At 69.8% G+C, this 13,857-nt stretch carries 13 protein-coding genes and 1 pseudogene; 5 read left to right on the top strand and 9 right to left on the bottom strand.

Going from position 1 to position 13,857, the window contains the following annotated elements; genetic code table 11:
- Positions 1–4: 4 nt before the first annotated feature.
- Positions 5–526 carry a hypothetical protein gene (locus ACTOWY_RS30545; protein WP_441313063.1) on the top strand — a complete coding sequence of 174 codons (522 nt, stop codon included), beginning with the start codon at positions 5–7 and terminating at the stop codon, positions 524–526.
- 69 nt (positions 527–595) lie between these two features.
- Here ACTOWY_RS30545 and ACTOWY_RS30540 read toward each other — a convergent pair whose 3' ends face one another.
- The gene (locus ACTOWY_RS30540; protein ID WP_441313062.1) at positions 596–1,780 is read right to left on the bottom strand and encodes an MFS transporter; all 1,185 of its coding nucleotides are present in this window, start codon (positions 1,778–1,780) and stop codon (positions 596–598) included.
- On the bottom strand, positions 1,773–2,528 hold the full coding sequence (locus ACTOWY_RS30535; protein ID WP_441313061.1) for a DeoR/GlpR family DNA-binding transcription regulator: 756 nt from the start codon (positions 2,526–2,528) through the stop codon (positions 1,773–1,775). The genes ACTOWY_RS30540 and ACTOWY_RS30535 overlap by 8 nt, the downstream gene beginning before the upstream one ends.
- A gap of 123 nt (positions 2,529–2,651) precedes the next feature.
- On the opposite strand from ACTOWY_RS30535, the gene ACTOWY_RS30530 reads away from it, so the two are divergent.
- Positions 2,652–3,368: a sugar isomerase domain-containing protein gene (locus ACTOWY_RS30530; RefSeq protein WP_441313060.1), complete on the top strand. Its 717-nt coding sequence runs from the start codon at positions 2,652–2,654 to the stop codon at positions 3,366–3,368.
- Between the two features lie 156 nt (positions 3,369–3,524).
- On the top strand, positions 3,525–5,096 hold the full coding sequence (locus ACTOWY_RS30525) for a penicillin-binding transpeptidase domain-containing protein (protein WP_441313059.1): 1,572 nt from the start codon (positions 3,525–3,527) through the stop codon (positions 5,094–5,096).
- Positions 5,097–5,187: 91 nt separating this feature from the next.
- On the opposite strand, the gene ACTOWY_RS30520 is transcribed toward ACTOWY_RS30525, so the two are convergent.
- From ACTOWY_RS30520 to ACTOWY_RS30505, 4 genes are all read right to left on the bottom strand, one after another.
- A complete protein-coding gene (locus tag ACTOWY_RS30520; RefSeq protein WP_441313058.1) occupies positions 5,188–7,062 on the bottom strand; it encodes an ABC transporter ATP-binding protein in 1,875 nt (624 codons plus the stop codon).
- Between the two features lie 92 nt (positions 7,063–7,154).
- On the bottom strand, positions 7,155–7,973 hold the full coding sequence (locus ACTOWY_RS30515) for an enoyl-CoA hydratase/isomerase family protein (RefSeq protein ID WP_441313057.1): 819 nt from the start codon (positions 7,971–7,973) through the stop codon (positions 7,155–7,157).
- Between the two features lie 69 nt (positions 7,974–8,042).
- A complete protein-coding gene (locus ACTOWY_RS30510; RefSeq protein ID WP_086780855.1) occupies positions 8,043–8,255 on the bottom strand; it encodes a helix-turn-helix domain-containing protein in 213 nt (70 codons plus the stop codon).
- A gap of 183 nt (positions 8,256–8,438) precedes the next feature.
- Positions 8,439–10,070: an ABC-F family ATP-binding cassette domain-containing protein gene (locus tag ACTOWY_RS30505; protein WP_441313056.1), complete on the bottom strand. Its 1,632-nt coding sequence runs from the start codon at positions 10,068–10,070 to the stop codon at positions 8,439–8,441.
- Between the two features lie 215 nt (positions 10,071–10,285).
- On the opposite strand from ACTOWY_RS30505, the gene ACTOWY_RS30500 reads away from it, so the two are divergent.
- Together ACTOWY_RS30500 and ACTOWY_RS30495 are read left to right on the top strand one after the other, a co-directional pair.
- A complete protein-coding gene (locus tag ACTOWY_RS30500) occupies positions 10,286–11,080 on the top strand; it encodes an SDR family oxidoreductase (protein WP_441313055.1) in 795 nt (264 codons plus the stop codon).
- Between the two features lie 3 nt (positions 11,081–11,083).
- The gene (locus tag ACTOWY_RS30495) at positions 11,084–11,446 is read left to right on the top strand and encodes a GntR family transcriptional regulator (RefSeq protein ID WP_441313054.1); all 363 of its coding nucleotides are present in this window, start codon (positions 11,084–11,086) and stop codon (positions 11,444–11,446) included.
- Positions 11,447–11,498: 52 nt separating this feature from the next.
- Here the strand turns inward: ACTOWY_RS30495 and ACTOWY_RS30490 are convergent, their stop codons facing one another.
- The 3 genes and pseudogenes from ACTOWY_RS30490 to ACTOWY_RS30480 all read right to left on the bottom strand — a co-directional run.
- Positions 11,499–12,389, bottom strand: coding sequence for an alpha/beta hydrolase (locus tag ACTOWY_RS30490; RefSeq protein ID WP_441313053.1), 891 nt, complete (start codon positions 12,387–12,389; stop codon positions 11,499–11,501).
- Positions 12,386–13,447, bottom strand: coding sequence for a tartrate dehydrogenase (locus tag ACTOWY_RS30485; RefSeq protein ID WP_441313052.1), 1,062 nt, complete (start codon positions 13,445–13,447; stop codon positions 12,386–12,388). Before ACTOWY_RS30485 ends, ACTOWY_RS30490 begins: the two co-directional genes overlap by 4 nt.
- A gap of 284 nt (positions 13,448–13,731) precedes the next feature.
- A pseudogene (locus tag ACTOWY_RS30480) lies at positions 13,732–13,857 on the bottom strand (IS630 family transposase); the annotation flags it as partial.

The following is a 13,857-nucleotide window of genomic DNA, read 5'->3' as shown; positions in this document are numbered from 1 at the left end:
GCGAATGCTGGTCTTGTCCGGACTGGCGATGGGGGCCCTCCTGGTGGCCTGCCTGCTGGCGTTGATCGCCGCCCCACACCTGCGCCCGCACCTGAGTTACGCCGACGGCACCGTCCCCGGCGAGGTCGCCACCTACACCTGCCAGGCCGCCATCGGCCTGGACGGCCTGCTGCCCTGCCCACGGGAGAAGGACTACCGCTGGGACCTGGCCGCCAACAGCGACCTGAGCACCACCTGGACCACCAGTCGCAGCGACACCAGCATGCTGGGCGGGGTGCTCACGCAGGGCGAGGCGGACTGCCCGGACAGCCGCATCGCCTGGACCCTGACCGCGAACGGGCGCACCAGTTCCGGCTCGCTCTCCGGCACCGACCGGGCCACCCTGGTGACGCTGTCGTTGTCCGAACCCCAGGACCGCATCACCCTCACCCTGCGCCGCCTGGACTCCGCCCCCTGCGCCACCGCCCTGGAATGGCGCCAAGCCGCCCCCGAAGCTCCCTGGCTCGGCTTCCTCTGGTCCTGGTAACCCACCGAGTTGGCCCAACTCGTACGCCCACTTGGGCAAAACACCCGTACCAGTTGGGCCAACTCGACGTCAGACTTCCTTGCCTCGCAGGGTGAAGCGGGCGCCCAGCACCACGCCGACGCACAGCAGTGGGAGCACGAACAGGGCTACCGGCAGGGTGAAGGCCTGGGCCAGGCCGCCGATCATCGGGGGGCCCAGGAGGAAGCCGGGCCAGGCCGCCGCCGAGACCGCCGCGATGGCCTGGGCCGCGTGCCTGCCGGGCAGGGCGGCCGCGCTGCTGAAGACCACCGGCACGGCGCAGGCCACGCCCAGGCCGAGGGTGGCGAAGCCGAGCATGGCGGCCCAGGGGTGGCCGATGAGCAGGGCGGCGGTGAAGACCACCACGGCCACCGAGGCCAGGGTGCCGACCACCGCGCGGCCGCCGAAGCGGCTCACCCAGCGGTCGCCCATGGCGCGGCCCAGGAACATGCTCAGCGCGAAGGCGCTGAAGGCGAAGCCGGCGAAGGCGGGCGAGGTGCCCAGGTTCTCCTTCATGTACAGCGCCGACCACTCCGCGGCCGCGCCCTCGCAGAGCACCGCGGCCAGCATCAGCGCGCCCAGGGCGAGCAGTTTGGCGTCCTTGAGCGGGAAGGAGACGCCGCCCTTCTCCTTGCGTTCGTGCTTGGCCGAGCGGTCGCCGTCCAGGGCCAGGCCGGTGGTGGCCGGGACGAAGATCAGCGCCACCACGCCGACCAGCAGCATCTGCGTGGTCAGCGACAGGCCGAAGGCGATGGCCAGGCCGCCGAGGGCGCCGCCAGCCGCCGCGCCCAGGCTCCAGCAGGCGTGGAAGCTGGACATCACCGAGCGGCCGTACTGCCGCTCCACCAGCACCGCCTGCGCGTTCATCGCCACATCCAGGGAACCCTGGAACGCGCCCCAGACCGCCAGTGCGATGAACAGCCCGGCCAGGGAGTCCGCCAGGCCCAGCAGGCCCGCGGACAGGCCGTAGCCGATCGCGGTGATCACCATGACCTTGCGACTGCCCAGCCAGGACACCAGTGCCCCGGTGCACAGGATCGCCAGCAGCGCGCCCACCGGTCCACCGAGCAGCGCGATCCCCAGCTGGCCGTCGCTGAGCGCGAGTTTGGCCTTCACCAACGGGATGTAGGGCGTCCAGGTCGCGAACACCATCGCGTGCAGGGTGAACACCCCGGACAGCATCAGACGGGCGGTCCGGGCAGCTCGCGCGGGGGCGAGAACGCCGGTCTCAGACACAATGCACCTCCACTCCAGCTTTGCGTAGTTGGTCCAGTTCGTCCTCGGGTGCGGCGGTGTCGGTCACCAGCACGTCGAGCGCGTCCAGCTCGCACACCCTGGCGAAGGCCCGCCGCCCCAGCTTGGAGGCGTCCACCGCGGCCACCACCCGCGCCGATGCCCGCACCGCGGCCCGCTTGACCTGGGACTCGGCCAGGTCGAAGGCGGTCACCCCGTCCCGGCCGCTGACTCCGCAGCAGCCCAGCACCAGGGTGTCGAAGCGCATCCGGTCCAGCGCGTACTCGGTGAGCGGCCCGATGAAGGCCTGTTCGGGTTTGCGCACGTCGCCACCGGGCAGCACCTGGTGCACATGCTCGGCGTGCTCGAAGGCGGTGGCGATGTGCAGGGACAGCGGCAGCACGGTCAGCCGCAACGACTGCGCCGCCCTGGCCGCCTCCAGCGCGGTGGTGCCGCTGTCGAAGACCACGCTCTCCCCGTCGTCGAGCAGCCCGGCCACGGCCAGCCCGATCCGGCGCTTGGCGTCCACGTGCTGGCGGCTGCGCACCGCGAACGGCGTCTCCTCACCGGCCAGCATGCTCACCGCGGCGCCGCGTACCCGGCGCAACAGCCCGTCCCGCTCCAGCGCGTCGAGATCCCGGCGGATGGTCATCTCCGAACACTGGGTGAGTTCGGCCAGGTCCACTACCGTGATCCGGGAGCGCTCCCGGAGCGCGGTCAGGATCATTTCGTGCCGTTGCACACTTTCCACGCGTTCATACGAACACAAACCATGTTCGCCGCGCAACCGGTTTCAGAAAGAACGTGGGATGAACGGATCTTGACACAGGCGGCAGAGTGGTATGGACCACTTGTCGTTTCATGGAGGAGCCCCATGGGATACGCAGCCACCGTGCACGAGCACCTCCAGCGGGTGGAGGAGGCCAACACCGAGGCCGTGGCGCAGGTCGTCGGCCTGCTCCTGGAGGTCGTGCGCGCGGACGGCCTGATCCACACCGCCGGCGCCGGGCACTCCTTGGCCGCAGTGGCCGAGACCTTCTACCGCGCGGGCGGCCTGGCCTGCGTGCGCCCGATCTACCACCCGGAACTGCTGCCCATGCACGGCGCGCGGGCCAGCACGGTGGCCGAGCGCCGCTCCGGCCTGGCCGCGGAGACCCTGGGTGAGAAGCCGTTCGGCCCGGACGACCTGCTGATCGTCTTCTCCACCAGCGGCGTCAACCCGTACCCGGTGGAGCTGGCCAAGGCCGCGGTGTCGGCCGGTCGCCCGGTGGTCGCGGTGACCTCCCGCGAGGCCAGCGCCGCCGCGCCCAGCCGCTCCGGCACCACCCTGGCCGCCGAGTCCACCGTGGTGCTGGACAACCTGGTCCGGGTCGGCGACGCCAGCTACCCCGCCGACTCCCCCGCCACCGCCCCGCTGTCCTCGCTGGCCAACGGCTTCCTGTGGAACCTGCTGCTGGTCGGCCTGCAGGACGCGGCCACCACGGCCGGAATCCGGTTGCCGTTGTGGCGCAGCGCGAACATGGTCGGCGGCGACGAGGCGAACAAGGACCTGATGGCCCGCTACCTGCCGCTGGTGCCGGTGCTCGAATAGCCCACCGGTGGAGCGAAAGTAGAACTACCTATGGAGTGCGCGCTCAAGTCCTGAATAGTGTCCCCGGGGCGGGCCGGTAGCAGTGCCCGCCCGGGGACAGGGGGGCTTTACGTGGTCAGCAGGCGTGCGCGAAGTTGGTTACTCACCGGCGGGGCGGTGCTCACCGCGACCGCCGCGGTGGCCGGGGTGCTGGTGTTCTGGGGTCCGGAGGCGGAGCCGGAGAAGCCGGGCTCGTCGACGCCGGGACGCAGGCCGGTGCTCGCCGCCGAGGCGGCCAGCGGTTTCCTCTCCGCCTTCGGCAACAACGACATCGGCAGCTCGGCCGGGCTCACCGATAACCGCGCCGCGGCCGAACCGGTGCTCAAGGCGCTGCGCAACCCGGCCCAGGACACCCGGCCGGAGATGGTCACCCTCAAGGCCAAGACCTACCCGGAGCCCACACCGGAGCAGACCGAACTGAGCGTGCCGTTCACCGCGCGCTGGCTCTTCGGCGGCGGGCGGGTCTGGGAGTACGAACACGCGCTGCCGCTGCGCAAGGAGAACGGCAGCTGGGCGGTGCGCTGGGCCCCGGAGGTGCTGCACCCGAAGTTCGCCGCGGGCCGCACGCTGTCGATGACCACCACCAACGCCGACGGCGAACTGATCGGCGGCGACGGAAAACCCGTGGCGGGCAACGACCTCTCGCCACAACTCCTGCCCGCGGTGCGCCGCGCGCTGGAGGGCGATCTCCAGGGTGAGCTGAGCTGGAGCCTGGTGCTCAAGGAGCCCGACGGCAAGGTGGCCGACACCCTGGCCGGCCGCAAGGGCAAGGCGGCCGTCAACGCGGCGATCACCCTGCTGCCCCAGGTGCAGGCCGCGGCCCAGGCCGCGGTGAACAGCCAGAAGACCAACCCCGCCATGATCGTGGCCATCCGCTCCACCGGCGAGATCCTGGCCATCGCGCAGAATCCCGCCGCCGACGCCAAGGGCCTGCCCGCCCTGACCGGCCTGTACGAACCCGGCTCCACGTTCAAGGTGGTCACCGCCGCGGCCGTACTGCAAGCGGGCAAGGCCGACCCCGGCACCGTGCTGCCCTGCCCCAAGGAAGATGTGATCAAGCAGCGCCGGGTCCGCAACGACGACAACTTCGACCTCGGCGAGGTCCCGCTGAGCACGGCCTTCGCCCAGTCCTGCAACACCACTTTCGCCCGTCTGGCCGCGGATCTGCCGACGAACACGCTCCCGGACTCCGCCCGCCAGCTCGGCATCGGCGTGGACTTCGACGTCATGGGCATCACCACCAACACCGGCAGCGTGCCCACCCCGTCTTCTGGGGCCGCCCAGGTCGAGGCGAGTTTCGGCCAGGGCCAGGTCCGTACCAGTCCCTTCGGCATGGCCCTGGTCGCCGCCACCGTCGCGGCAGGCGGCCGCAGGCCGAACCCGGTGCTGGTCCGCGGCCAGAAAACCACCGTCGAAGGCGCCGGTTCCCTGCTGCCGGGCGGGGTGGCGACCCAGTTGCGCGGCCTGATGCGCGGGGTGGTCACCAGCGGCACCGCCAAGGCCCTCAACGGCCTCGGCCCGGTGCACGGCAAGACCGGCACCGCCCAGTTCGGCGACGGCACCCAGGCCCACGGCTGGTTCACCGGCTTCCGCAACAACATCGCCTTCGCGGTCCTGATCGACGGCGCGGGCAGCTCCAAGCCCGCGGTGACCATGGCCGCCCACTTCCTCAAGTCCCACAACGCCTAACCCACCCACCCGAGCCCGCCAAGTTGGCCCAACTCGTACGCCCGGTTGGCACAAGTGGGCGTACGAGTTGGGCCAAGTGGTACGGGTGGGGTCAGCTGGCCTGGGGCAGGAGGGGGTCTTCGGCGAACTGGGTCCGGTACAGCTCGGCGTAGCGCCCGTCCTTGACCAGCAGCTCGGTGTGCGAGCCGCGTTCCAGGATCCGGCCGTCCTCGATCACCAGGATCACATCGGCCGCGCGGATGGTGGACAGCCGGTGCGCGATGACCAGCGCGGTCCGGTTGGACAGCGCCTCGCTCAGCGCCTCCTGCACCGCCGCCTCCGAACTCGAGTCCAGATGCGCGGTCGCCTCATCCAGGATCACCACCCGGGGCTGGGCCAACAGCAACCGCGCGATGGTCAGCCGCTGCCGCTCCCCACCGGAGAGCCGGTAACCCCGCTCCCCCACAACCGTGTCCAGCCCATCCGGCAGCGTGGCCACCAGATCAGCGAGCCTGGCCTGCCGCAACGCGGTCCAGACCTCCTCATCCGTGGCCGCCGGACGCCCGTAACGCAGGTTCGCGCCGATCGTGTCGTGGAAGAGATGGCCATCCTGGGTCACCACGCCCACGGTGTCCCGGATCGCGTCGAAGGACAGCTCCCGCACGTCCACATCGGAGAGTCGAATAGCCCCGGCGTCCACGTCGTAAAGCCTTGGCAGCAAAGAGGCGATGGTCGACTTGCCCGCACCCGAGGACCCCACCAGCGCGATCAGCTGACCCGGTTCGGCCCGGAAACTGATGCCGTGCAACACCTCCTGCCCGCCACGCTTGTCCAGGGTCTCCACATCCTCAAGGGAGGCAAGGGAAACCTTGCTCGGCGCGGGGTAGCCGAAGCGCACGTCCTGGAACTCCACCGACACCCCGCCCGGCGGCACCGTCCGCGGCCGTTCCCCTTCGGTGATCGACGGCGCCAGGTCCAGCACCTCGAAAACCCGCTCGAAGGAGACCAGCGCGCTCATCACATCCACTCGCGCGTTCGCCAGCGCGGTCAGCGGCGAGTACAGCCGGGTCAGCAGAAGAGCAAGGGAGACAACGGTTCCGGCCGCGAGCTGGCCCTGGATCGCCAGCCAGCCACCGAGTCCGTAGACCAGCGCGAGCGCCAGGCTGGACACCAGGGTCAGCGCGGTGACGAAGGACATCGTGGTCATCGCGTTGCGCACGCCGATATCGCGCACCCGCGCCGCCCGCGCGCCGAACTCCTCGGCCTCCTCCCGCGGCCGCCCGAACAACTTCACCAGGGTCGCCCCTGGCGCGGAGAAACGTTCGGTCATCTGGTTGGTCATGCCCGCGTTGTGCCCGGCGGCCTCACGCTGCAGATCGGCCATCCGCCGCCCGACCCGGCGGGCTGGCAGCACGAACACCGGCAGCAGCACCATCGCCAGCACGGTGACCTGCCAGGACAGCGTGAGCATCACACCGAGGGCGAGGGCCAGCTGGATGACGTTGGTGAGCACCCCGGACACGGTGGAGGTGAACGCCCGCTGCGCGCCGACCACGTCGTTGTTGAGCCTGCTGACCAGCGCGCCGGTGCGGGTGCGGGCGAAGAAGGCCACCGGCAGCTCCTGGACGTGCTCGAACACCGCCCGCCGCAGGTCGTAGATCAGCCCTTCGCCGATCCGCGAGGACAGCCAGCGCTCCACCAGTCCGATCGCCGCGCCGAGCAGGGCGATGGCGGCGATGAGCAGCGCGATGCGGACGACCAGGCCCGAGTCCCCGCCGTCCACGATCGCGTTCACCACCTGCCCGGCCAGCACCGGGGTGCTGACCGCGAGCACCGCGGAGATGACGGTCAACCCGAGGAAGACCAGCAGCTTGCCGCGGTGCGGGCGCGCGAAGGAGAGCACCCGTCGCAGGGTGCCGCGCCGCACTTTCCTACTGGCGGCGTCTTGGCGCATCGCCCCACGCATCAACATCCACGTGCCGTCCACGGCCCCTCCTAGTGCAGGTTCGACCAGCACAACACCGAGGGGTCGTGAACTATTCCGTGGTGAAACTATTCAGCTGTGGGACCGGTCAGGCTTCAGGAGCCTGCGGGGTTCATCAGCGCCCGCAGCTCGGCCAGCCTGCGGAGCTGCGCCGATCGCTCGGCCGCGGTCTGCTCGGACAACGACGGGCTGCCCGCCGCCTTGGCCAGCAGGGCGAGGGTTTCCCGGCTCGCTCCCGGCATGGGCGCGAGCAGGCGGGCGACCAGATTCGTCACCGCGGCGTCCAGCGCGTCCGCCGGCACGACCTCGTTGACCAGCCCGATCCGCAGGGCCTCCTCGGCGCCGACCCGCCGGCCGGTCAGGCAGATCTCCACGGCTCGCGCGTATCCGACACACTGCGTGAGCGGGAGGGTGCCACCGAGGTCGGGAACCAGTCCAAGACTGGTCTCGGCCATCGCGAACTGGGCGTCCTCGGCCACGATCCGGAGATCGCAGGCCAGGGCGAGCTGGAAACCCGCGCCGATCGCGTGCCCATGCACCGCCGCCACGGTGATGAAGTTCGACTCACGCAGCCAGGTGAAGCCCTGCTGGAACCCGGCGATCAAGGCGTGGGATTCCTCGGGCGAACCCGAGACGAGGGACACCAGACCTGGCTGCCCGTCAAAACCCTCCGCGGTGAACAACCGCCGGTCGAGGCCAGCGGAGAAGGCGCGGCCGACCCCGCGCACAACCACAACCCTGACCTCGTCCGGCAGCGCCGAGCCGATCTCGCGCAGGGCCACCCAGGTCGCGGGCGTCTGCGCGTTGAGCACCTCGGGCCGGTTCAGCGTGACCGTGGCAAGCGGACCGTCCACGGAAAGCTGGACACCCCCGCGCTCCAGCAGGCCAGCGTCGATCTTCGAATCATCTGGCATGGGGAACTCGTCGGCTCCTGGATTCTGTTGTGTGGTGGGAAAAATTCGCAGTCGTCGGTTGACCCGACGTCACTTCTTCTTGGTACGCGTGGCGCCGCCCCGGCCCCGCAGTGTCACACCGGACTCGCTCAACACACGGTGCACGAAGCCGTACGAGCGACCGGTGGACTCGGCCAGGGACCGAATGCTCGCGCCCTTCTCGTACTTCTTCTTCAGGTCAGAGGCAAGCTTGTCCCGAGCCGCGCCGGTGATCCGGGCGCCCTTCTTCAGGTCAGTCGCCACCTTGTCCCGCCTTCCGTCCGAGCAGGTGGGTCGATCTACGACCCCTTGGGGGCAATGATCGAACAGGAAGGCAGTAAATGCTAGGCGATCATGGAAAAACGTCGCCAAATGGTACCTGCTTCACCGATAGTTGATCGACGAAGCACGCTAAGTGTAGTCAGCACCGCCCGATCGGCGGTCGCGCTAGGCGAGTTGCACCAGCTCGAGGTAGTCAGCGGACCAGTGATCTTCGGTACCATCGGGCAGCAAGATCACCCGTTCCGGCTCCAAAGCCTCCACCGCTCCGGGATCGTGGGTGACCAGCACCACCGCGCCGGCGAAAGTGCGCAGCGCGTCCAGGACCTGCTCACGGCTGGCCGGGTCCAGGTTGTTGGTCGGCTCGTCGAGCAGCAGCACGTTGGCCGCGCTGGAGACCAGGCCGGCCAGCGCGAGCCGGGTCTTCTCACCACCGGAGAGCGTGCCCGCGGGCTGGTCGAGCTGTTCGCCGCTGAACATGAAGGAGCCGAGCAGGGTGCGCAACTGCTGCTCCGGGGTGTCCGGGGCGGCGTGCCGGATGTTCTCCCACACGCTCGCGCCGTGGTCCAGGGTCTCGTGCTCCTGCGCGTAGTAGCCAAGACGAAGCCCGTGACCTGGGACGATACGCCCGGAGTCGCTCTTCTCCTGATCGCCGAGCAGCTTGAGCAGGGTGGTCTTGCCCGCGCCGTTGAGGCCGAGCACGACCACCTTGGAACCGCGGTCGATGGCCAGGTCCACGCCCGCGAAGATCTCCAGAGAACCGTAGGACTTGGACAGGTTCTCCGCGGTCAGCGGGGTCTTGCCGCAGGGCGCGGGCTCGGGGAAGCGGATCCGGGCGACCTTGTCGGAGACCCGTTCCTCATCCAGTCCGGCCAGCAGCCGCTGGGCCCGCTTGGCCATGTTCTGCGCGGCGACCGCCTTGGTGGCCTTGGCCCGCATCTTGTCGGCCTGGGCCATCAACGTGGAGGCCTTCTTCTCCGCGTTGGCGCGTTCCCGGCGGCGGCGCTTCTCGTCGGTGGCGCGCGCGTCCAGGTACCGCTTCCAGTCCATGTTGTAGATGTCGACCTCGGCGCGGGTGGCGTCGAGGAACCACACCCGGTTCACCACGTCGGCGAGCAGATCGACATCGTGGCTGATCACCACGAGCCCGCCGTCGTGCGCCTTGAGGAAGGAGCGCAGCCAGGTGATGGAGTCGGCGTCGAGGTGGTTGGTCGGCTCGTCCAGCAGCAGGATGGTGGCCGACTTGGCGCCGCCGCCCCCGCCGTCGGAGGCCGCGAACAGGATCCGGGCCAGCTCGACCCGGCGGCGCTGACCACCGGAAAGGGTCTGCAGCGCCTGCTCCATGACGCGCAGCGGCAGGCCGAGGTTGGCGCAGATCCGGGAGGCGTCGCTCTCCGCGGCGTAACCGCCGAGGGCGGAGAAGCGCTCTTCGAGGCGGCCGTAGCGGCGGACGGCGCGCTCGCGCGCGTTCTCGTCCACCAGTTCGGCCATCTCGTTCTGCGCCTTCTCCAGGTCGCGGGCCAGCTGGTCCAGGTTGCGGGCGGAGAGCACCCGGTCCTTGACCGTGACCGACAGGTCGCCTTCACGGGGGTCCTGCGGCAGGTAGCCCAGCTCCTCGGCGAGCTTGATCTCGCCGGCGTGCGGCTCGCCTTCACCGGCGAGCACCCGCAGGGTGGTGGTCTTGCCGGCGCCGTTGCGGCCGACCAGGCCGATCCGGTCGCCCGGCTGGATGCGGAGGTTGGCGTCGGCGACGAGGATGCGCGACCCAGCGCGCAGTTCCAGCCCGTTGGCTGAGATCAAGGGAAGCTCCAAGGATTTTTGTGGTCGGCCGGGCCTAGCGGTCATCGGCCCGCCAGTCGTACCGGCGGGCTGTCCAGCGGCCTACAGCGTCAGAACCACGCCACCATCATACCCGGCGCAGGCACGCGATTTACCGTGCGCCCGCGCACACCTGTGCCGGACACCCCCGATCCGGCTCTCGTACTCGCCGGTAAGTTGACCTAGAGTCTGGGAACATGAGCCAGCCGAACACCCCCGCCCGCACGGACTTCACCGGTAAGACAGCCCTGGTCACCGGGGCCAGCCGGGGCATCGGCCTCGGTATCGCCGAGGAGCTGCTCGGCCGGGGCGCGAACGTGGTGATCACCTCCCGCAAGGCCGAGCAGGTGGAGGCCGCCGTGCGGCACCTGGCGGACACGGTGGCGGACGGCGACAAGCGGGTGCTGGGCCTGCCCGGCAACACCGGCGTGGACGTGGACCGGGAGGGCGCGGTGGACGGCACCCTGGCCCGCTTCGGCTCGCTGGACGTGCTGGTCAACAACACCGGCATCAACCCGGTCTTCGGCTTCCTGATGGACGCCGACCTGAACGCGGTGAAGAAGATCTTCGACACCAACGTGGTGGCCACCCTGGGCTTCATCCAGCTGGCCTGGCACCGCTGGATGGGCGAGCACGGCGGCACCGTGGTCAACATCGCCTCGGTCGGCGGCATCCGCTCCACCGGCGCGATCGCCGCCTACGGCGCCTCCAAGGCGGCGCTGATCCGGCTGACCGAGGAGCTGGCCTGGCAGCTGGGCCCGAAGGTGCGGGTCAACGCGGTGGCCCCGGCGGTGGTCAAGACCAAGTTCGCCGAGCAGATCTACACCGGCCGCGAGGACGACATCACCAGCGCCTACCCGATGAAGCGGCTGGGCACTCCCGAGGACGTGGCCCGCCTGGTCGCGTTCCTGGCCTCGGACGAGGCGGACTGGATCACCGGCGAGACCGTGCGCGTGGACGGTGGCCTGCTCGCCACCGGGACGCTGGGCTGAGTCGTGCTGCGGGTCGACCCGGACAGCCAGATCCCGCCCTGGCGGCAACTGCACGACCAGGTCCGCACCGCGATCGCGGCGGGCACCCTCGCACCCGGGATGGCCTTGCCCACGGTCCGCGGCCTGGCCGCTGACCTCGGCATCGCCGCGGGCACGGTGGCCAGGGCGTACAAGGAGCTGGAGGCGGCCGGGGTGGTGCGCACCGCGGGCCGCAAGGGCACCGTGGTGGCCGACCAGCCACCCGCCTTCGCCCCGGACGAACTGCCTGCCCTGGCCGAGGAGTTCGTGCGGCAGGCCAGGTTGCTGGGCGCGGACCGGGTGGCGGTGTTCAACGCGGTCAACAACGCCTGGCCGGTGGACGGCTGACCGTTCGTTCGTCTACCGACCGGTCGGTAGGCGGTTGATAAGCGCGCTTTCTTCATTGAGTGAAGAAAGCGGCCAGCGCGGCCGCGGTGTCCACCGGCGCTTCCTCCGGCAGGTAATGGTCACAAGGCAAGCCTTTTCCACTGACCTGTCCGGCGTACTCGCGCCAGGCGGCGAGTACGTCGTAACTACGTCCGACAAAGCCCGCCTCGCCCCACAACGCGAGCAGCGGGCAGTGGATTCGATTACCCGCGTGTGCGTCCGCGTCGTCGTGCACAAGATCAATTGACGCGGCCGCGCGATAGTCGGCGCAGGAGGCCGCGATTGCGGCGGGATCGCGGAAACAACGCACGTACTCCGCGATCGCGGCCTCGGCGAAGGGCATGCCACCGTGGTGCCGCGCGCCCATCCGGGCCCGGATCCAGAACTCGGGATCGTTGCCGATGAGCCGCTCCGGGATGCCATGCCCCGCGGCCAGGAAGAACCAGTGGTAGTAGCCGAGTCCAAAGTTCTTGTCCGCGTGGGTGAAGGTGTACCTCGTGGGCACGATGTCCAGCACGGCGAGCCGGGTGACGGACTCGGGATGGTCCAGCGCGAGCCGGTGCGCGACCCGGCCACCCCGATCGTGCCCCGCCACCGCGAAGTGCTCGAAGCCGAGCCGCCGCATGACCGCCAGCTGATCGGCCGCCATGGCCCGCTTGCCGTACTCGGCGTTGTCAGGTCCGGGCGCGGGCTTGTCGCTGTCGCCGTAACCCCGCAGATCGGTGAGCACCACGCTGAACCGCTCAGCCAGCCGCGGCGCGACCTCATGCCAGATCAGGTGCGTCTGCGGATAGCCGTGCAGCAACAACACCGGTGGCCCGTCGCCGGCGGTGACGGTGTGGATGCCGACACCGTCGGCGTCGACGATCCGGCTGGTGAACCCACTGGGCAACGGAACGCTCATCGCACGAACTCCAGCAACGCCTTGGTGAACTCCTCGGTACTCGCGGTGCCCCCGAGATCAGGCGTGCGAATCCCGGTACGCGCCAGCAGTTCCGCCAACGCACCCTCCACAGTGGACGCCGCCTCGGCGTGCCCGAGGTGCTCCAGCATCAGCCCCGCGGTCCAGATCGCCCCCAGCGGATTGGCGATCCCCCGCCCGGCGATGTCCGGCGCGGAACCATGCACCGGCTCGAACATCGACGGAAACTCCCGCTCCGGGTTGAGATTGGCCGCGGGCGCCAGCCCAATACCGCCCGCGACCGCCGCGGCCAGATCACTGAGAATGTCCCCGAAGAGATTGGACCCCACGATCACATCGAACCGAGCCGGCTCCAGCACGATCTTGGCGCACAACGCGTCAATGTGCTCCTGCTCCCAGCGCACGCCCGGATGTCCCGGCGCCGTCTCGGCGACCAGCTCATCCCAGAACGGCAACGTGTGCACAATCCCGTTGGACTTGGTCGCCGAAGTCAACCGCCCCCGCCGAGCCCCCGCCAACGCGAACGCGTACTCCAACACCTTGGTCACCCCAGCCCGGGTGAACACCGCTTCCTGCACCGCCATCTCCTCGGCAAACCCCCGGTTGAACCGCCCCCCGATCTCGCTGTACTCCCCCTCCACATTCTCCCGCACCACCACGAAGTCCACCGCTCCGGCTTCAGCCCCCCGCACCGGACTGGGCACACCCTCGAACACCTTGATCGGCCGCAGATTGACGTACTGCCGGAAGCCACGACGGATCGGAATCAACAGACCCCACAGCGAGATGTGATCCGGCACCCCCGGGTCGCCCACCGCACCGAGGAAGATCGCGTCATGGTGACGGAGCCGCTCAAGCCCATCGGTGGGCATCATCGCGCCGAGTTCGCGATAGCGGGCACAGGACCAGTCGAACTCGTCGTAGCGGAAGCGGATGCCGTGGCGGGCACCGACGGCGTCGAGCACCACGCAGGCCGCTGGGGTGACCTCCCGGCCGATGCCGTCGCCGGGGATGAGGGCGATGTGGTGGTGGGTTGTCATGTTGTCGATGGGACCAGCGGGGCGGGGGCGCGGTCCAAGACTGGTTGCCGGTCAGGGCGATAGGCGGGGGCTATCAGGGGGTGGCGTGACGGGCTCGCGGCGCGTGGCTCGGCGGGTGCGGTTGGGCGGCTTGAGGGCCTGACAGCGCGTCGATTGTGGCGGGCGTGAGCGGTTTGCCGACCGTGGATGGAATCGCTAGCGTGAGTATTCGCCGAGCATGGATGGTTCGCTTACCGCTGCTGGTTTGCCTGGCATGGGTGGCTCACGTAGCGCGGGCGGTTCTCCTAAGCACCTGGCCAGAAGTCTTGTCCGAAACCTTCGGGTAGCCAGGGGCTGGTCCAAGGGGCGGCAGTGGTGAGGTGCTGCTCGGTGGTTCGGCTGCGGAAGTAGGCGTGGGTCTGGCGGAGGCG

This window comes from Crossiella sp. CA198, assembly GCF_052078295.1.
Lineage (GTDB): Bacteria > Actinomycetota > Actinomycetes > Mycobacteriales > Pseudonocardiaceae > Crossiella.
Note: the sequence above shows the minus strand (reverse complement) of the source record. Positions and strands in the feature narration are given on the sequence as shown.

Coding starts and splice junctions, on each gene's coding strand:
- ACTOWY_RS30545 (WP_441313063.1), top strand. CDS start 5: ATGCTGGTCTTGTCCGGACTGGCGATGGGGGCCCTCCTGGTGGCCTGC.
- ACTOWY_RS30530 (WP_441313060.1), top strand. CDS start 2,652: ATGGGATACGCAGCCACCGTGCACGAGCACCTCCAGCGGGTGGAGGAG.
- ACTOWY_RS30515 (WP_441313057.1), bottom strand. CDS start 7,973: ATGCCAGATGATTCGAAGATCGACGCTGGCCTGCTGGAGCGCGGGGGT.
- ACTOWY_RS30500 (WP_441313055.1), top strand. CDS start 10,286: ATGAGCCAGCCGAACACCCCCGCCCGCACGGACTTCACCGGTAAGACA.
- ACTOWY_RS30490 (WP_441313053.1), bottom strand. CDS start 12,389: ATGAGCGTTCCGTTGCCCAGTGGGTTCACCAGCCGGATCGTCGACGCC.
- ACTOWY_RS30485 (WP_441313052.1), bottom strand. CDS start 13,447: ATGACAACCCACCACCACATCGCCCTCATCCCCGGCGACGGCATCGGC.